General features: G+C 59.8%; 14 protein-coding genes and 1 pseudogene. 6 read left to right on the top strand and 9 right to left on the bottom strand.

Annotated features, from left to right (window positions below; all coding sequences use genetic code 11):
• Positions 1-54: 54 nt before the first annotated feature.
• Complete coding sequence (locus ATY79_RS24150; protein ID WP_088694706.1) at positions 55-621, bottom strand: DUF6101 family protein; 567 nt, start codon at positions 619-621, stop codon at positions 55-57.
• A 299-nt stretch (positions 622-920) separates the two neighbouring features.
• Here ATY79_RS24150 and ATY79_RS24155 point away from each other — a divergent pair, with 299 nt between their 5' ends.
• Positions 921-3,641 (top strand): DUF1217 domain-containing protein, encoded by a 2,721-nt coding sequence (locus ATY79_RS24155; RefSeq protein WP_088705096.1) that lies wholly within the window; start codon positions 921-923, stop codon positions 3,639-3,641.
• A 15-nt stretch (positions 3,642-3,656) separates the two neighbouring features.
• Here the strand turns inward: ATY79_RS24155 and ATY79_RS24160 are convergent, their stop codons facing one another.
• The 3 genes from ATY79_RS24160 to ATY79_RS24170 form a co-directional block, all read right to left on the bottom strand.
• The gene (locus ATY79_RS24160; RefSeq protein ID WP_088705097.1) at positions 3,657-5,084 is read right to left on the bottom strand and encodes an FAD-binding oxidoreductase; all 1,428 of its coding nucleotides are present in this window, start codon (positions 5,082-5,084) and stop codon (positions 3,657-3,659) included.
• A gap of 20 nt (positions 5,085-5,104) precedes the next feature.
• Positions 5,105-6,079 (bottom strand): L-threonylcarbamoyladenylate synthase, encoded by a 975-nt coding sequence (locus ATY79_RS24165; protein ID WP_088705098.1) that lies wholly within the window; start codon positions 6,077-6,079, stop codon positions 5,105-5,107.
• Positions 6,080-6,181: 102 nt separating this feature from the next.
• Complete coding sequence (locus ATY79_RS24170) at positions 6,182-6,787, bottom strand: DUF6656 family protein (protein WP_088694705.1); 606 nt, start codon at positions 6,785-6,787, stop codon at positions 6,182-6,184.
• 416 nt (positions 6,788-7,203) lie between these two features.
• On the opposite strand from ATY79_RS24170, the gene ATY79_RS24175 reads away from it, so the two are divergent.
• Positions 7,204-8,448, top strand: coding sequence for an aromatic ring-hydroxylating dioxygenase subunit alpha (locus ATY79_RS24175; protein ID WP_088694566.1), 1,245 nt, complete (start codon positions 7,204-7,206; stop codon positions 8,446-8,448).
• A gap of 70 nt (positions 8,449-8,518) precedes the next feature.
• On the opposite strand, the gene ATY79_RS24180 is transcribed toward ATY79_RS24175, so the two are convergent.
• Positions 8,519-9,514: a GH25 family lysozyme gene (locus tag ATY79_RS24180; RefSeq protein ID WP_088694565.1), complete on the bottom strand. Its 996-nt coding sequence runs from the start codon at positions 9,512-9,514 to the stop codon at positions 8,519-8,521.
• 155 nt (positions 9,515-9,669) lie between these two features.
• Between ATY79_RS24180 and ATY79_RS24185 the strand changes: the two genes are divergently transcribed.
• Positions 9,670-10,185 (top strand): BA14K family protein, encoded by a 516-nt coding sequence (locus tag ATY79_RS24185; RefSeq protein WP_088705099.1) that lies wholly within the window; start codon positions 9,670-9,672, stop codon positions 10,183-10,185.
• A gap of 59 nt (positions 10,186-10,244) precedes the next feature.
• Here the strand turns inward: ATY79_RS24185 and ATY79_RS24190 are convergent, their stop codons facing one another.
• Positions 10,245-11,240 carry a transporter gene (locus tag ATY79_RS24190; protein WP_088694563.1) on the bottom strand — a complete coding sequence of 332 codons (996 nt, stop codon included), beginning with the start codon at positions 11,238-11,240 and terminating at the stop codon, positions 10,245-10,247.
• A gap of 220 nt (positions 11,241-11,460) precedes the next feature.
• Between ATY79_RS24190 and ATY79_RS24195 the strand changes: the two genes are divergently transcribed.
• The 3 genes from ATY79_RS24195 to ATY79_RS24205 all read left to right on the top strand — a co-directional run bounded on the left by ATY79_RS24195 (position 11,461) and on the right by ATY79_RS24205 (position 16,098).
• Positions 11,461-13,239 (top strand): acyl-CoA dehydrogenase, encoded by a 1,779-nt coding sequence (locus ATY79_RS24195; protein ID WP_088694562.1) that lies wholly within the window; start codon positions 11,461-11,463, stop codon positions 13,237-13,239.
• Positions 13,240-13,248: 9 nt separating this feature from the next.
• Entirely contained in the window at positions 13,249-14,001 is a 753-nt protein-coding gene (locus tag ATY79_RS24200; RefSeq protein WP_088705100.1) for a crotonase/enoyl-CoA hydratase family protein, read from the top strand.
• A 276-nt stretch (positions 14,002-14,277) separates the two neighbouring features.
• Entirely contained in the window at positions 14,278-16,098 is a 1,821-nt protein-coding gene (locus ATY79_RS24205) for a HAMP domain-containing methyl-accepting chemotaxis protein (protein WP_088705101.1), read from the top strand.
• Between the two features lie 133 nt (positions 16,099-16,231).
• On the opposite strand, the pseudogene ATY79_RS24210 reads toward ATY79_RS24205, so the two are convergent.
• From ATY79_RS24210 to ATY79_RS24220, 3 genes and pseudogenes are all read right to left on the bottom strand, one after another.
• Positions 16,232-16,633, bottom strand: a pseudogene (locus tag ATY79_RS24210) (VOC family protein).
• Positions 16,634-16,687: 54 nt separating this feature from the next.
• Entirely contained in the window at positions 16,688-17,938 is a 1,251-nt protein-coding gene (locus tag ATY79_RS24215; RefSeq protein ID WP_088705102.1) for a class I SAM-dependent RNA methyltransferase, read from the bottom strand.
• Complete coding sequence (locus ATY79_RS24220; protein ID WP_088694704.1) at positions 17,935-18,681, bottom strand: TlyA family RNA methyltransferase; 747 nt, start codon at positions 18,679-18,681, stop codon at positions 17,935-17,937. Before ATY79_RS24220 ends, ATY79_RS24215 begins: the two co-directional genes overlap by 4 nt.
• Between the last annotated feature and the right edge of the window lie 129 nt (positions 18,682-18,810).

The raw sequence follows: 18,810 nt of genomic DNA on the forward strand, positions 1-18,810 counted from the left end.
ACGACAATGCCCGGCACAAGGGCCGGGCATTGATGGTCTGAAACGCCGCACCGATTAGCTGCGGGCGATGATTTCCTTGCCTTCGATCTTCATGGCGACGCCGAGTTTGCCGGTCGTGCGGCGCACGAGGAAACGCGGGCGGCGATTGGCGAAGTAGGAATGACGGCGACGCGGCTTCAATGCGCTGGTACGCAGGTCGCCGAGATGCTCTTCCAGCGGTCGTGCAACGCCATCGGCCTCGACCATCAGCATCGGAATGCGGAAGGCTTCTGACCAGTTGCGCCAATCGGCAGCAATATCCGCCAGGTCGTGAGCGACCAGCAGCGGCACGCAAAGTTCGGGATCTTCGTGATGAAGCTCCAGGGTTACGGTGACTTCGCCGTCGCCATGGTCGATGGCGCGGGCGGCAACGCCCTTGAAGGCGCGCTTGGGAAGGGCGATCGAAAGCGGCAGGCCGCTTGAGGGGAGAACCTTGCGCAGGATGGCGCCACGTTCGTCGATCGTTATGCTGACGTCACTTGAGGAGTCGTGGATGGCGTAGCTGACCTGCTGGGGAAAGCGAGACGGATCGAGACGCAGTGTCGTTCCAGCCCATACGGGCTTCATAACGGTGTTGTTCATATTCATTCTACCCTTGTCTTACCTGAGAGCCGGTTTCCGGTCTTCTCCTTGGGGCTTTTCGCCCTCTATGGCTCGACAATAGGCGCCGCCTGTTCCGGACAGCTTAAAAATCGCGGTTAAGAAAACTTTGCCTCCCTGGATGGTTATCAAAACCGAAGCCGGCAAGGTTTCCGGAGGGTGAACGGGCGGTGTGCCATATTGCAACGCGGCAGGGGTAAGTCTCGGGTAAGCTTTTTATAGCAAAATGACCCAGAACCAATCTGTCATACTTTGAAGACTTTGCCGGAAAAGGGCGCGTTATGATCTCTGCTTCGATGGCCTACAACATATTGTCGGGAAACATGAAGCAGAGCCTGGATCGCGTTGCCGCCCAGGGAACGGTCAAGCGCGACGCCGAGTATTTCAAGGACAATATCAACAAGATCAAAGACGTCGACGATTTCCTCGGCAACTATCGACTCTACAGCTACGCGATGACGGCTTATGGTCTGGATGATATGACCTACGCCAAGGCCTTCATGAAGAAGGTCCTGGAAAGCGATCTGACGGACCCGAACAGCTTCGCCAACAAGCTCACTGACACTCGATACAAGGAGTTCGCGGCGGCGTTCAATTTCAAGTCGCCCGCTGCGGACGCGCAGAGCGATGCACAGGAAGACGATCTGATCGGTCTCTACACGCAGTCCTTTGCGGATGAGAGCAAGACGGCGGCCAGCGAGACGAACTATTACAGCAACGTCATCGACAACGTGCAAAACGTCTCGGATCTGGTCGGCAATAGCCGCGCCCGTACCTATGTGCTGAAAGCCTACGGCATTGACCCAACCTACGTGTCGAAAGATTTCCTGACGCAGGTCCTGACGAGCGACGTCAACGACCCGAACAGCTTTGTGAACGTCAACGGCAACGACAAGTACAAAGCACTCGCTGCACAGTTCAGTTTCAACGCGGATGGCACGGTGAACGGCGCGGCGCAAACGGCTACGCAGAAAAGCACCGTCATGGAACAGTACAACCTGATGGTCCCGTCGACAGTGACGCAAGCGGCAGCCGACTATAACAAGGCTTACTACCTGTCCAAGATCGGAACGATCACGAATGTCAGTGACCTGGTCGGCGACAGCCGGCTGGCGTCCTACATCAAGACAGCATTCAGCATGGGGGACATCAGTAATGCCGCCCTGAAACTGGTGCTGACCGATGCCAACTATGCGAATACCTTGGGCTATGGCGAAGCCAACAGCGCTTTCAATTTTAACCTGGACGGTACGATCGATTCCAGCGCTGCCTCCTATGCGGCGCAAACCTCCGATCAGATCGATGCCATGGCCAACATGGCGTCAGCAGCGTCAAGCTACTACCAGTCCAAGATCGTCACAATTACGAACGTCGACGATCTGGTAGCCGATCCAAGGTTGACGCGCTTCATCAAGGATGCCTACGGCATGCCGCAAACCCTGAGCGATGCCGATCTGAAGAGCGTGCTCACGGACTCGACCTATGCCTCGACGCTCGGCTACGACAACGTCCATGCGGCCTTTAACTTTCTCACCGATGGCACTGTGTCGTCGGACAAAGGCGTTGCGCAGACGACTGCACAGGCGCGCTCCACAAGTTCCAGTGCCAACGCCAATCTCAGCTATTTCCAAAGCAAGATAGGCTCCATCTCCAACGTGGATCAGCTGATCGCGGATCAGAAGCTCACAAGTCTTATCAAGTCGGTCTATCGGATGCCTACCGATACCAGCGATGCGGACCTGAAGAGCATTCTCACCGATTCGAGTTTTGCCTCCGCCCAGGGCTTCAGCAACGTCAACGCGGCGTTCAACTTTGCCTCGGACGGTTCGGCAGCAGCTGCGTCCGGTCCGCAAAGCAGCGTGCAGCTGCAATATACCACCAGAAATTACAACGCTCGCTATGATGACGCTCAGCAGGATGAGATCGACGCGGCGGTCGCCAACTACAAGGAGCGAATGAGCGACGACAACGTTAAGAGCGTGGACGATTTCCTTCGCTCCAATGCGGCAGCGGATCTGAGCAAGAAGAATGACAGCCTGCCAGACCCCTACGAGATGGCGCTCCGTGCTTACGGTTTGACGGAGCAGGAGGTACCGCGGTCGACGATGCGCAAGTTGTTGAAAAGCGATCCCTACGATCCCAAGGGCTACGTCGCCTCATTCAAGGACGAGCGTATCACGAACCTTGTCCGTGCCTTCAATTTTGGCAGCAACGGCAAGATCGCGTCGGAGCTCCAAGCGTTGCCATCGGCCGTTATGGCCAAATATGCGACAAACTACAAATCGCGCGCCACCATGGGAATGAACGATGGCCCTATCAAGGACAAAGCCGCCAAGGATGCAACCACGGCGGTCAACGAGTTCGCCAAGGGCATGGCCGAGGTGAAATCGCTCGACGATTTCCTGAAGAACGACAAGCTGACCAGCTTCGTGCTGAAGGCGAATGGCCTCGATCCCAAGAAATACAACGAGGAGACCTTGAGAAAGATCTTCACGTCCGATCCTTCTGATCCGAAGAGCTATCTGAACACGAAGGCGGATTCGAAATTCAAGGAAATCGTCACCGACTTCAACTTCGACACCGAGGGCGACCTGACGCGCGCCAAGATCGGGGCCGTCCAGAATACCGGCGCCGAGGATCGCACGCAGCAGAACTATCTTCAGCAGACGCTCGAAACGCAGCAGGGTGAAAGCAATGACGGCGTACGTCTTGCATTGTACTTTGCCCGCAAAGCGCCCGACATCACCTCGCTCTACACGATCCTCGGCGACAAGGCCTTGTTCCAGGTCATCACGACAACCTACAGCCTGCCAAGCGGCATCTCGAGCATGGACGTCGACAAGCAGGTCGATGTTTTGAAAAAGTTTGTCAATCTCGACGATCTCCAAGATTCGAAGAAGGTCGACAAGCTATTGAAGCGGTTCACCGCCATGTACGATCTGAAGAACAGCTCCAGCAACTCGCCCGCATTGACGATTTTGACCGGCGGCAAGTCAAGCTGACGATCTCGAATATTTCTAGTCGACGCTGACGACTTTGCCGGGGTTCATGATGCCGGCAGGGTCGAAAGCGCGCTTGATCCTGCGCATCAGGTCCATTTCGATCTCCGGACGGATCGAGGCCAGTTCATCGCGCTTCAGCTGGCCGATCCCGTGCTCGGCGGAAATCGATCCGCCGTGTGCCAGTACGAAGCCATGAACGATGTGGTTCATTTCGCGCCAGCACGCCAGGAAGGCCTGTTTGTCGGCGCCGACCGGCTGGGAAATGTTGTAGTGAATATTGCCGTCGCCCATGTGACCGAAGGCGCATATGCGGGCGCCGGGCATCGCGGCCATGACCGCTTCGCCGGCTTCGTGCATAAAGGCCGGGATAGCCGAAACCGGCACGGAAACGTCGTGCTTGATCGATCCGCCTTCCGGCTTCTGAGCGTCCGACATGCTCTCGCGCATGTGCCAGAGCGCCTTCTGCTGCGCGACTGAGGAGGCGATCGCCGCGTCCTGAACCAGCCCTGCCTCGAAGCCCTGCTCAAGCAGCGCCGTCATCATGCGCTCGGCGGTTTCGGCGGAATCGGATGTGGAGATATCGACCAGGACGTACCAGGGATGTACCGATTCCAGCGGATCGCGTACGCCCTCGATATTGCGGGCGGTAATTTCGACGCCGAAGCGCGGCATGAGCTCGAAGCCGGTCAGCGACGTGCCGCAAAGGCTGGACGCGAGATTGAAGAACGCAAGCGCATCCTCGACCGAGTTAAGGCCCGCGAACGCAACCTGCTTTCCAAGCGGCTGCGGAAAGAGCTTCAGCACCGCGCCGGTGATAATGCCGAGTGTGCCCTCTGCGCCGATGAAGAGGTCTCGCAGGTCGTATCCGGTATTGTCCTTCTTCAAACGACGCAGCCCGTTCCAGATTTCACCGGTGGGTAGCACGACCTCAAGACCGAGGCAGAGCTGGCGCATGTTGCCATAGGCAAGCACGGCGGTACCGCCGGCGTTCGTCGAGAGATTGCCGCCGATCCGGCAGGAGCCCTCCGAGCCAAGGGACAGCGGAAACAGCCTGCCGTGTGTCTCGGCCGCCTTCTGCACGTCCGCGAGGATCGCGCCGCCGTCGGCAACCAAGACATTGGCAATCGGATCGACGTCGCGAACCTTGTTCATGCGTTCGAGCGAAATGATGATGTCGGACTTGCCCTCGCGCGGCGTCTGGCCGCCGACGAGACCCGTATTGCCTGTTTGCGGCACGACGGCAGTTCCGGTCTCAGTCGCGAGCTTCAGGATCGCCGACACTTCTTCGACGGAGCCGGGCTTCAGAAGGAGAGGCGAGGAGCCATGGTAAAGGCCGCGGTTTTCGATCAGATGCGGCGCGAGATCCGCTTCGCTGCGGAGCGCATGTTTCTCACCGACGATGGTGGCGAAACGGTCTAGAAGTTCGGTGGAAACTGCGCTCATCGAACCTTGGTCCTTCTTGCTTATTCGCGTGGTGCAGCGGCCCGGCGGAGCCGATCGTTGATTGCCTCGCCGAGTCCCTCGTCGGGAATGGCCGAAAAGGCGATCGTCGAGGCACCGCTGGCGTCGGCTCTCTTCATATAGTCGAACAGGTTGGCCGCCGCCTCGGCAAGATCGCCGTCCTGGCTGAGATTGAGGACGATCCTGGCATCATCGACCCCGGCGACGGAGGTGCTGCCGAAGGCAATCAACGCCTCGCCGGCATCGACATGCGTTGCGTCCAATCGAACAGTGGCACCAGGTGCGTAGTGGGACGCCAACATTCCCGGAGCCTCGATGGCCGCAGACGCCTTCCTGGCTCGCAGAAGCTTCTGACCGGTCACGCGTTCGATCTCGGAGGCGGGCAGCCCACCTGGCCTGAGGAGCCTGACTTTGCCGTCCTCGACCTTGACGATGGTGGACTCGACACCGACCGCGCTGGCGCCGGCATCGAGGATCAGCCTGATGCGCTCGCCGAGATCAGCGTCGACATGATCCGCGCTCGTCGCACTGATCTTGCCCGACGTATTGGCGCTGGGCGCGGCGAGCGGTCGACCGAAGGCGCGGATCAGTTCACCTGCAAAGCCCTTCGGAACACGGATGCCGACAGTATCAAGCCCTGCGGTCGCCAGCGAATGAATGGCGCTCTCCGGCTTCAGCGGCAGGACGAGTGTGAGCGGGCCGGGCCAGAAGGCTTCGGCCAGTGCGCGCGAAATAGGGTCGAACGCGGCGTGCCGCTCGGCCATAGTAAGATCAGCCATATGGCAGATCAGCGGATTAAAGCGGGGGCGGCCTTTGGTTTCGTAAATACGGGCGATCGCAATCGGGTTGGTCGCATCGGCAGCGAGCCCGTAGACAGTCTCCGTCGGGATCGCGATCGGGAAGCCCTCGCCAAGCACTGCGCAACCGGCTTCGATAGCCTGCTGCCTGTCCTTCGTGATGTCGATCGATCGTGCCATGCGCTGCCCGGATTGCTGTCCGGCAGTCCTTATGCCTTCCGGGCGATCGGATCAATATCAGAGCGGCCGATGATGCCGATCAGAGTTCGCGAATGATCACGATCAGAGTTGGCGGATGATCTCGCGCAGCTGCTCGTTGCGTGCGCCAAGCAGCAGCACATTCTTGATGGCGATTTGTGGATCGTCCGTGCGGAAGAGCACTCCGTTGCCCCGCACCGAGCGGTCGATCGTCATCTTCTCAGGCGTATGCTCGCCCGGCTTGATGGCGACCGCGAAGTACATGCGCGAATACTTCACATCGATCTTCTGGAAGAAATTGTCGTTGTCGCCGATGTCGGCGTAGAAGTTTGCAATGTAGAAGGCCCAGCTGACTTCCTCGTAGCGGGCGAATTTTGTCCGCGACGCGGTCACATGGCAGTAGCCAAGATGCGGGCTGTCCTCCAACGTCCGATGAAACAGCATCTTCGGAAACTGGATCGAGCGGTGAAAGCCGTTGATATGCTGATGCGTCTTGGCGCCGGCCGTCTCCAGCTTGTGGCCGGTTCTCTCGGCCACTTCGTCATGCGTGAGGTAGCGCCGTTCCTCGGCGAGCCAGTGCGCCCGGGTGCGAGTGATCTTTCCGGTGCGCAGAAATTCGGAATGCGAGGCGACCGGTGCCGCGTTGCGCGCATTGCTGTTGCTGGTGTCGAAATAGCGAAGCTTCGCCATGTGGATATCCGCATGCATGTCTGATGCCGGCAAGGATAGGCGATCATGCTTAATGGTCGATTAAACGTGACCGCGAGTCAGGGCCTTGGTGGGACCTGACTCAAGATCGGCATGTCGCAAATACGATAGTCGCGGCGATGTCGTGCCGAAAGTCCAAACGTGAATTGGGTTGCGTCGATGTCGTAATTGGCCTTACTTGCCGAGAACGAAGCATTTGGAGGTTGGAGCCGTGTTCGATTCCGCACTCCTTTGTCGCCTGTCGTCATTTTCGAAGCCGATGTCGCTTTACAACCAAACGCCGCGCCCCAGCGGTGCTTAAATGTCTTTCAAGAAAGTCTCCTGACGGAAAGGGAGCGCAGCTTTCGGCGAGTTTCGCCTTCTATCAAGCGGCGGTCCCATTATACGAGGATATGCAGATGGATATTCGCAGCAACGCATTGCGGCAACTCAAGACTCGCCGGGAAGGCTTCAGTCTCGAGCAGCCCTTCTATATCGACGAGGACTACTTCAAGCTCGATATGGAAATGATCTACTATCGCGACTGGCTATTCATGGGCCATGACTGCGAGTTGCCGAAGCCGGGCGCCTATTTCACCGTTCAGATCGGCGAGTATCCGGTCGTCATCGTTCGCGGCCGCGACAATGTCGTCCGCGCCTTCCACAACAGCTGTCGTCATCGCGGTTCGCGTGTCTGCACCAAGGACCACGGCGCCTCGGTTCGCCTCGTCTGCCCCTATCACCAGTGGGCCTACGACCTCGACGGCAAACTCGCTTTTGCCCGCCACATGGGCGACGATTTCGACAAGAGCGGCTACGGCCTGAAGCCGGTGCATTGCGAGAGCTTCGGCGGCTATATCTTCATCTGTCTCGCCCAGAACGCGCCGGATTTCCAGCCGGTACGCGACATGGTGGCTCCCTACATGCTGCCCCATCACTTGAGCGATGCGAAGGTGGCTTTCCAGAGCACCATCATTGAGAAGGGCAACTGGAAGCTCGTCTGGGAAAACAACCGCGAGTGCTATCACTGCGCGGCCAACCACCCCGAACTTTGCCGCACTTACCCCGAAGCACCGAGCGTTACGGGCACGGATGGCGGCGCCGATGATCCGGAGATATCAGGTCACTGGGCGCGTTGCGAGGCGGCCGGACTGCCGAGCAAATTCCAGATTTCTCCCGATGGTCAGTTCCGCGCGGCTCGCATGCCTCTGATCGAGGATGCCGAGAGCTACACCATGTCTGGCAAGCGTGCTGTCAAGCGGCCGTTGTCTGACGACGTGACGATCGATCGCATCGGCACGATGCTGCTCTTCCACTATCCGACGACCTGGAATCACATTCTCGGCGACCATGCGATCTCCTTCCGCGTGCTGCCGCTCAGTGCCAACGAAACTGCGGTCACGACGAAATGGCTGGTGCACAAGGATGCCGTCGAGGGCGTCGATTACGATCTCGCCGACCTCACGCACGTCTGGACCGAAACCAACGATCAGGATCGCCGCATCGTTGAAGAGAACGCGTTCGGGATCCACTCGCCGGCATACGAGCCCGGCCCCTATTCGATGCTGCACGAAGGCGGCGTCATGCAGTTCCTCGAATGGTACTCAAACTTCATGGTCAATCGGCTCCAGGGTGATCAGGCGAAGCTATCCGTCGTCGCCTGATCCCAAAAAGGCTCCCTCCCAAGTGACCCCGCTCTCTGAGAGGCGGGGTCTTTTTTTGGAAGAGAGCTCCTCAGAAGTCGCGACGGGTACGAGCGACTTCGCCCGGGGGTATCGAAGAGGTGACGATAGGGTCCGATGCTACCGGTGCGGCGGCCAAGCCTTGGGCAGGTTTTCCGCGTGGCTCCATCTCGATCTTGGCAAGGATGAGTGGCGGGTCGGGCTCGCGCGCTGGCAGAAGGTTGCCCCGGGCCCATAGCTTTGCAAGCTCGGTTCGGTTCATCGGCGCGACATTGACATCGATATCTGTCAAGGTGCCCGGAACACGGTAAGGGCAGTGGCGCTTGCTGCAATTCAGTCCTGACGAGAACTGCCACATCAGGTAGTTGTCCCAGTTTCCCATCGGGAACACGCCCTTCACATCGGGTTTGTATCGCGCATACCAGATCGGCAGCCGGGCCAGTACCGGATAGTCGTTGTGGTAGGCGGCGATGTAGCGAGCGGTGTTATGGTTGGTGTAGAGAACCGGGTAACGTCCGGTTCTTGCCCTGATGTGGCCCACGAATATCTGCGCGTCCTCCAGCGACATGAACTTCTGAGGATCGATGCCCTCGAGGTCGAGGATCATCATCTCGTCGTTCTTGGGATCGGCGTAATCGAGGTAATGGTTGGCCTGGTCGACCGGGTTGCCGGGGCGTGCAAGGTGATAGGAGCCCCATAGTAGACCGGCGGCCCGAGCAACGAGCCGCCGCGTCTGAAAGAGCTCGCGGCTCACCGCATATTTGCGCCACATGGTCTTGCAATGCGCGACCGTGTCTCCGGCATGATCGCCGGTGCATGAGAAGCTCTCGGGAAGTCCGTCGGAGGCCTTTGAGATGAAGGCGGCGATGCGTTTGTCGGAAAGCAATGAACCCCAATCGATGGTATTCAGTTCGTACGCGTCGACGACGAGGGCGTTATCGGGGTTCTTCCAGGGAAGGGTGTCAGCGGCCACAGCCTGAAACGGAGTCCCGACGACAAACGCCGGAACCAGCAAGCGAAGCAGAAGATTTCTCCAGGATTGCTTCATGGAGTGAGCGTGGTGAAAGGCGGTTAATGTCCAGTTAATCCGCGATCGCTTAAAAACGGAAAGTTGCAACAACGGCATGAAAACCGGTCATTGGAACGGTTTCATAGCCTTGGCGTTATTATGCGCGCATATTCCAACCTGGGAATGGAGATTCCATGACTGGATTTTTTAAGAAGATAGCGATTGCCGCCGTTTCCTTCGTCACGCTGGCAAGTGGCTATGCGTCCTCGCAGGCGATGCAGATGCCAGCCTTGCCGCAGGTCGAAAAGTCTGGTGCCGTAGAGAACGTCCAGTATTGCCGTGGCCCGTATTGCCGCCCCGGTTATCGCCCTGGATACCGGTCGGGTTACTATCCCGGCAATCGGCCTGGTTATTATCCGGGGTATCGCCCAGCCTATCGTCCCGGCTGGTACGGTGGCTATCGCGGCTATCCCTACTATCGCAACGGTTACCGCTACTACAACGGATACTGGTTCCCGCTTGCTGCGTTTGGCGCCGGTGCGGTGATCGGTGGTGCAATCGCTTCGCAGCCGACCTATGTCGCACCGCCCGTGGCTCCGCTCGCGTCGGGTCACGTGGCATGGTGCCAAGCTCGTTACCGCTCCTATCGAGTCTACGACAATACCTTTCAGCCGTACAATGGCCCACGTCAGCAGTGCGTTTCACCCTAGTATTGAGTGACGCAGGCGCTTACGTTTCAGGCCCGGCAGCAATGCCGGGTCTTCTGCATTCAAAGAATGCGAACGCGCCTCAATAGCCACCATGCCAGCAGGATAGAAGCGATGATGAGGGCCACGGCATATTCCGTGCCGCCGCTGCCTTCAGCAAAAGGCAGGTTGGTGGTGTTCATGCCGAAGAAGCCCGTTACCAAGGTCGGCGGCAGCAGGAAGGCTGTCATGATTGACAGGATGTAGAGGTGGCGGTTCGTCTCGGAAGACAGCTTCGAGTCGATCTCTTCATGCAGCAAGCGCGCTCGATCCTGCAGTGCATAAATATCGTGATCGACGGTTTCGAGGCGGCTCGTCAGTCGCGTCGCAACATCATCGAAGCCGAAGGGCATTTCGTCATCATGCGAGGCGGCAGCGCGACGCATCAGGGCCAGCACGGTTCTCAGGTGCCGGTGCAGCCTGACGACCGTGCGTCGCACCGGCGCCAGCCGCCGGCGTTCGTCGCGTGGCGAGTTGTCGTAAACGAAATCCTCGATAACGTTGAGCTCATCCGTCATTTCCATGACGATAGAGATCAGCGTGCGCTGGAATTCGATTACCAGGATCTCGAACAGGTCGACGGGTCGTTCGAATTTTGCCGGGTTCTTCTCCACAAGTGCGCGAGCGCGTTCGATGCTGCGGAGCGGCTGTAGCCGCGTCGTGATGATGAAGCGATCCGATATCGCAAAGTGCAGCCAGCCGAGATCGGCAGTCTCGTGATCGAACTCCCGCTGGCAATCGACAAGCGTGCCGTAGAGCATCTGTTCGTCGACGGTCATCACCGCATGCGTGTCACGGGTGATCAAGGCTGCCTTGGCATCGTCGTTCAAGCCCTCGATGCTGTCGAGCAGGCCGGGAACGCGGGCATCGGCAAGGTTCAGATGCAGCCAGTAGAAGCCGCCACCGTTGGTCAGCTCAGCCTGCGGCGCGCTGTTTGGGAGGCGTATTGCCTTGCCGCCCTCTGGCGGAAAGCGGTAGGCCCACACGAGTCCGGGAATGTTGGCGGGCAAAGTATCCATTGGTGCGCCGGTCCTCTTGCGATGGCGGTCAGTGTCCATAGAGATTCTCTATGACGGTTGTTTGTGCAAGTGCGCAATAATGCAAGGCATGCGTTACTGTCCGGTGCATTTTACGTCGGAAAGTTTGAAATTGACGTTTACGTAAAAATCAATTAGCTCTGCCCGTGGAGGTGCCGGAGGGCGTTATCGCTCGACGGCCTGCGATGCGAGGAGATCAGTTATGTACAAGGCGCCCGTCGAGGAGATTGTGTTCACCCTGAAGCATGTTGCCGGCTTGGGGAGTGCAATAGAGGCCGGCTTGTTGGGCGATCTCGGCGAGGATCTCGTCGATGCCATCCTTCATGAAGCGGGGCGATTTGCCACGGATGAAGTGGCGCCGCTTGCCGAGACTGGCGACCGTCAGGGTTCGCGCCTCGTTGATGGTAAGGTGGTGACGCCGGATGGTTGGCGGGATCTCTATCAGAACTGGATCGCTGGCGGCTGGAACGGCCTGACGGCACCAGAGGAGTTCGGCGGGCAGGGGCTGCCGTACATGCTGAACGTCGCGGCGCTCGAAATGTGGAACTCCGGATCGATGGCGTTCGCGCTCTGCCCGACGCTGACCATGGGGGCGATCGAAGCCATCAACAATCACGCCTCCGACCACCTCAAGAATACCTACCTCTCGAAGCTTGTCTCCGGTGAATGGACAGGTACGATGAACCTGACCGAGCCACACGCCGGCTCCGACCTCGGTGTGCTCAAGACGCGGGCCGAACGCCGGGATGACGGCAGCTACCGCATCTTCGGCCAGAAGATCTTCATCACCTGGGGCGAGCATGACGCCGCAGACAACATCGTTCACCTGGTTCTCGCCCGTCTGCCGGATGCGCCGGCCGGAACACGCGGCATCTCCCTGTTTCTCGTGCCGAAGTTTCTCGTCAATCCCGACGGATCGCTCGGCGCTCGCAACGATCTCTTTGCGCATTCGCTGGAGCACAAGCTCGGCATCCACGGCTCGCCGACCTGCACGATGATCTATGGCGACGGCAGGTTCGGCTCCGAGAAGGGCGCGATCGGCTGGCTGGTCGGCGAAGAGAACAAGGGCCTCGCCTGCATGTTCACGATGATGAACAATGCTCGCCTTGCCGTCGGTATGCAGGGCGTTGCCGTTGCCGAGGCGGCGACGCAGAAGGCGACCGCCTATGCGAAAGAGCGTACCCAGGGGAAGGCACCGGGCTGGACGGGCGGCGGCATGAGCCCGATCATCGAACACCCCGATGTTACTCGGATGCTCCTGACGATGAAGGCGCTGACTCAGGGGGCGCGCGCGATTTCCTACGCCTGCGCCCACGCCATCGACATGTCGCATCGTGCTTCGGACCGCAAACAGCATTGGCAGGAGCGCGCTGCCCTGCTGACTCCGATCGCCAAGTCCTTTTCCACCGATGTCGGCGTCGACGTTGCCTCGCTCGGCATTCAGGTCCATGGCGGCATGGGCTTCATCGAGGAGACGGGGGCCGCGCGCTACCTGCGCGATGCGCGCATTGCGCCGATCTACGAGGGCACGAATGGCATTCAGGCAATCGATCTCGTCACCCGCAAATTGACGCTCTCGAACGGCGAGCAGGTGCACGCCTTCATCGCCGATTTGAAGCAGATCGCCGATGAGGTTCGCCATTCCAACCTGGACGGCTTCGGCGCGACGGCAAATCGGCTCGATGCCGCCATAACGGACCTTGGTGAAGCGACGGATTGGCTGCTGGCGCAGGTTCGTGAGGGTAAGGTGACAGAGGCGCTGGCCGGCGCGACGCCCTATCAACGGATGTTCGGCCTTGTTCTGACCGGTTGCTACCTGGCAAAGGGCGGGTTCGCTCAGGCGCCGGACGGTGGGGCCGAAGGGCGCATCGCGCTCTGCCGCTTTGCTGCAGAAAATCTTCTTTCGGAAGTAACGGCGCTGAAAGACTGCGTCGTCAACGGTGCTGCAAGCCTTGCGGCCGCAAAAGTCGTTCTCGCCTAAGGAACCATCATGACAGAGCAGGTCATCGTCGAGCAGAATGCCGCCCACCCCGGCATCCAGATCATCCGGTTCAACAGGCCGGAAAAGAAGAACGCCATCACCCGCGCGATGTATCGGAAAATGGCTGACGCCTTGATTGCCGCCAATGCCGATGCGGCGATCAAGGCGACGGCCTTTCTCGGCACCGAGGGCTGCTTCTCCGCCGGCAACGATCTCGGTGATTTCCTTGCTGCTGCGATGGGCGGCGCGATGCCTCGAGAGATCGTCGAATTCCTCTATGCCATGGTCCGCTCCGAGAAGCCGATCGTCTCGGGCGTCGACGGGCTGGCAATCGGTATCGGAACCACGATGCACATGCATTGCGATCTGACCATCGCCTCCGCACGCAGCCAGTTCCGCACTCCGTTCGTCGATCTCGCCCTCGTTCCGGAAGCGGCGTCCAGCCTCCTTGCGCCGCGTATCATGGGGCATCAGCGCGCCTTCGCGCTTCTGGCTCTTGGCGAGGGTTTCTCGGGCGAGGAAGCACGGGAAGCGGGACTTGTCTGGAAGGTCTCAGCACCCGATGCGGTCGAAGCCACGACGCTCGCAACCGCTGCCAAGCTCGCAGCCAAGCCGCCGGAAGCGCTCAAGATCGCTCGCAACCTGATCCGCGGCGACCGCGAGGAGATCATCGCCCGCATCGATGATGAGGCACGCCATTTCTTCGAGCGTCTCCACAGCGCCGAAGCAAGGGCCGCGTTCGAAGCTTTCATGCACCGCTGACGCCGGAAAGTTTGAACGTCAAGAGCCTGATCGGATGCCCGCTTGTCGCGGGCATTTCTGTTTACATGCGGCTACCGACTCCGCCACGCGGCGAACACGCTCGAATCATATTACTTTTAATCAAATCTTACGGATCTTGGTCTCTAGTGAGATCCAATGCATGACGCATGACGGATATCGTCCGTATTGTTTTCCGATATCACCAAGGCGAGTGGCGCCCAGGCGATCGATCCAGATCGGTTGGGCCTTGTCACTTTGGCCGCATGAGACCGCCCCATGTCCAAACTGAAGATAAAAACGCTCCTTCCACTTCTCTTCCTGTCTCTTGTTTTCATTGCCTTGGTACAGGGTGCGATCGCGGTCTTCTCGCTGACCAATCTGGAAGCCAACACCCGGCAGATCGGCGCGCAGAACATTCCGAACAGCGAGCGGCTTCATGCGATCGTCACGACGCTGAACGACGTTCGCCGCAGCTACGCCGACTATCTCCTGGCCACCGGCAAGACGGACTTCCGCAACGCCGAGACGACGCTGAAGGCCCGCCGCCAGCGTCTCGCCACCGCGATCGACGCGTTCGAAAAGCAGCCGAAGAGCGACTACATGAGCCAGAATTTCGGCCGGTTGCAGAAGGCGCTCGCCAACGATGCCGCACTTGCCGACAAGATCATTGCCCTCGCGCTTGATAATAAGCGCAGCCAGGCGAACATTCTCTATCGTGGCGAACTCTCGATGTCCGCCAACAACATTCAGACCCTCGTTGACGGAATGCTGGCAAAGGATCGGCAGTCGACCGATGCGGCGCTCGCCGCCGCAGCCGGCAACTACAGCGCGGGCGTCCTGTCGATCGTCGGTGGTCTCGCCGTCGCGCTGGCCGTCGCAGTGGCTGCCGCGTTCCTCGCCTGGAAGCGTATTTCACAGCCGATCTCGACGATCGCCACCCGCATGGCCCGTCTGGCAGACGGCGATCTCGACGCGGCCGTTCCCTATGTCGGGCGCAAGGACGAGATCGGCGACATGGCTGCCGCCGTTGCAGTCTTCCGCGACAACTCCTTCGCACGCCTTGACCTCGAACGCAGCGCCGAGCATACCCGCGAACAGGCGCAGCAGGAGCGCTCGCGCAATGAAGCCTCGAAGGCTCGCGAAGCCGCGGAAATCCAGCATGCCGTCAGTGCGCTCGCGGAGGCGCTGGGCGCGCTCTCCGACGGCGATCTTACGCGGACGATCGAGACACCTTTCGCTGATCACCTCGATAGGCTGCGCAGCGATTTCAATACTTCCATCGCCAAGCTGCGGGCGGTCCTTCAGGAGGTCGGTGACAATGCTCATGCGATCGATGCAGGCGCCGGAGAAATCCGCACGGCCGCGGACGGTCTTGCGCGCCGCACCGAGCAGCAGGCCGCCTCCATCGAGGAAACGGCTGCAGCACTCGAAGAGATCACGACGACCGTCAAGGACACGGCGCGTCGCGCGGAAGAAGCCGGCACGCTGGTCACTCGTACACGCTCCGGCGCGGAAGAGTCCGGCAACATCGTTCGCAAGGCGGTTTCCGCGATGACCGAAATTGAGCAGTCGTCGCAGAAGATCGCCAATATTATCGGCGTGATCGACGACATCGCCTTCCAGACCAATCTGCTGGCGCTGAACGCTGGCGTGGAGGCTGCCCGTGCCGGTGAAGCCGGCAAGGGCTTTGCCGTCGTCGCTCAGGAAGTACGCGAATTGGCACAGCGTTCGGCTAAGGCCGCGAAGGAAATCGAGAGCCTGATCAGCGCCTCCAACGATCAGGTCCGCTCGGGCGTCACGCTCGTTGGCGACACCGGAAAGGCGTTGGAAGCGATCGTCGGCCAGGTCCAGGAGATCAGCCGTCATGTCGATGCGATCGTCACCGCGACCCGCGAGCAATCGACCGGACTCGCCGAGATCAACACGGCCGTCAACACGATGGACCAGGGCACGCAACAGAATGCCGCCATGGTTGAAGAACAGACTGCAGCGAGCCATGGGTTGGCGCAGGAGGCGGCGAAGCTGATGCAGTTGCTGAGCCAGTTCAATCTGCAGGCCGCATCCCAGGCTGCCGCGTACAGCCATCGCGCTGCCTGAGGCGCATCAAGCTCAGAACAAAAAAGGCCCGTACGAAATGCGGGCCTTTGACGGATTCTGGAATATCCTCAATCAGGCGGCTCGCGACAGGGATCGCCGGGAGTTTCCAGAGCCGGCGATCTTGTCGCGAAGATCACGACTTCTGCGAATGGCTCGGAGGTCCAGGATTTTGAGGCTTCCCGATCTCGATCGCATGCCTGTCAGGGTCATAAAAACGGAACACCCTCTGACCCCATGCTTGCCGTTCGACGGGATGGATCAGTTCGACATGCGGTGCGATGCTTTCGAAGGCCACATCGACATCCTCATGTTCAAAATACAAAAGCAGATTTCTTCGCCGCTAGGGTTCTTCAGCGAAAAACGATAGCCGCCAGATCGTTTGTTCAAGGGACGTTCCGTCGTGAATCGCAAAGCCGGTCTCGAAAAGGACGAAGTTTCCGAAGTCCTCCAAAATCTGCAGGCCAAGTGTCTTGCGGTAGACTTCCCTGGAGCGATCTATGTCGCGAACGAAAGGGATGGGATTGATAAAACGCATCGAATTCCTTTCGCGATCCAAGACCGCTGAGATTGGCCGCTCGCAGGGCGCGCTCTACTTCTCCAGCGTCGCCACGACCTCGACATGCGGCGTCCACAGGAACTGGTCGATCGGCGTTACACCGGTGATACGATAGCCTCCGTCGACGAGCAGAGCGAGATCGCGAGCGAGCGTCAGCGGATTGCAGCTGACCGCCACGACTTTCTTCACGTTCGAGCGCGCCAACTCCTTGCACTGAAACTCGGCGCCGGCGCGTGGCGGATCAAAGACCACGGCATCGTAGACCTTCAGTTCCGAGGTCATCAGCGGTCGCCGGAAAAGGTCCCGTTTCTCGACACTGACCGGCTTGAGGCCCTGCGTGTTGCGGGCGGCATGATCGAGTGCTGCCAGCGGCTTGTCCTCGCTCTCGACCGCATGCACGCGACCGACACGGGCAAGGCGGAGCGAGAATGTGCCGGCGCCGGCGAAGAGATCGGCGATGCGTTTCGCCTTGCCGACATGCGCCAGAACCAGCTCTGCCATTGCATCCTCCGCCGGCTTGGTTGCCTGCGTGAAGCTGCCGGGCGGCGGAACGACGTTGACGCCGCCGAAATCGACGATCGGCTTGGATGGTTCGACGAGGATCTCGTCGTTGAGCGAGATGCGGGCGATACCCCGAAGGGAAAGCACGGTCTCGATTGCCTTGCGGCGCTGCTGGTCCGTGAGCTTCTTGATGCCGTCGACTGCAAGATCGAGGCCCGACAGGGTCTCCAATACGGCAATGCGGAACGCTTCGGCGTTATTGGCAAGTGCTGCCCCAATCGCCTTGATCGCCGGCAGCCTGGCCATGATGCCAGCCGACGAGATGGGACATTCCTCAATGGCGACGATATGGTGGCTTTCCGCCTGATTGAATCCAACAAGCATGTCCTTCTCGGTCCGCCGCGCGGCGAAGACGACGCGGCGGCGCTCGCCGGGATGAGCGGCGACTAGGTCGGCGACGTCAGGCGTCAGCCCCTTCGTTTTCAACGCATCGACGACGAGCTGCCGCTTGAAGCGGCGGTAGGCCGCATCGTTCATGTGCTGCAGGCTGCAGCCGCCGCAGGTGCCGTTCACGCCGTCCGGGCCGAAATGGCGGCACGGCGGGTCCTGACGATCGTCCGATGGAGTCGCGATGGACATCAATGTGCCGTGGTTTTTGACGCGTGCGATGGCGACAGTTTCACCCGGTAGGGTGAAGGGCACGTAGATCGGCCCGCCGTCTGCATGCACGATCCCGTCGCCTTGGGCGCCGAGCTTTTCGATCGTAACTGTTTGCGTGCTCACGGTTTCGTTCCTGCGAGTAGAAATTCCTGGTTCCCGTCGCCACCGGCGATCGGGGAGGGGATGAGGCCAAGGCTGTTCCAGCCCATGTCCTCGACGAACCAACGCTCGAGTTCTGCTGCGACATCAGACGCCGAAGACGGGTCCTTGAGAAGCCCGCCTTTACCGATCGCATCGCGCCCGGCTTCAAACTGCGGCTTGACGAGGAGAGCAGCGACGGCTCCCGCTTCCGCAAGATTGAGGGCAGGGGCCAATGCCAGCTTCAGCGAGATGAAGGAGACGTCCGACACGACGAAGGTGACCGGGTGCCCGACGTCTTCGGCCGTGAGGTTGCGAGCGTTCAGGCCTTCGATGTTGGTCACGCGAGCATCGTTCGATATACGAGGATGCATCTGGCCATGCCCGACATCAATCGCAGTGACATGTGCGGCACCGTGCGCCAGCAAGACTTCCGTGAAGCCGCCTGTTGATGCGCCGACGTCGAGACAGTGCTGTCCTGATGGGTTGAGCTTGAAATGATCCAGGGCAGCGGTGAGCTTCAACGCGGCGCGCGAGACATAGTCCTGCGCCGGATCATCGATTTCGATGGTGGAGTCTTCGCCAAACAGCGCGCCGGCCTTCGTCACCACCTTGCCGCCAACCTTCACGGTGCCGCGCTGCACGGCATCACGCGCGCGAGAGCGACTGGCGAACAGGCCAAGGCTGACAAGAAGCTGGTCGAGGCGTTGCGTGTTCTGATCTGACATGCGCTGTCCATGCAGGGCAAAGCCAAGCCTTGCAAGCCTTTTGTTCCGAAAACGCTTCCGTGTCTCGCTCGCGACGTTTGCCGCGTCGCACAAACTTAAGCAAATTTAAAGTCTGCCGTCATAGGGTCG

Source organism: Rhizobium sp. R693, from assembly GCF_002211315.1.
In the GTDB taxonomy this organism is placed as follows: Bacteria; Pseudomonadota; Alphaproteobacteria; order Rhizobiales; family Rhizobiaceae; genus Rhizobium.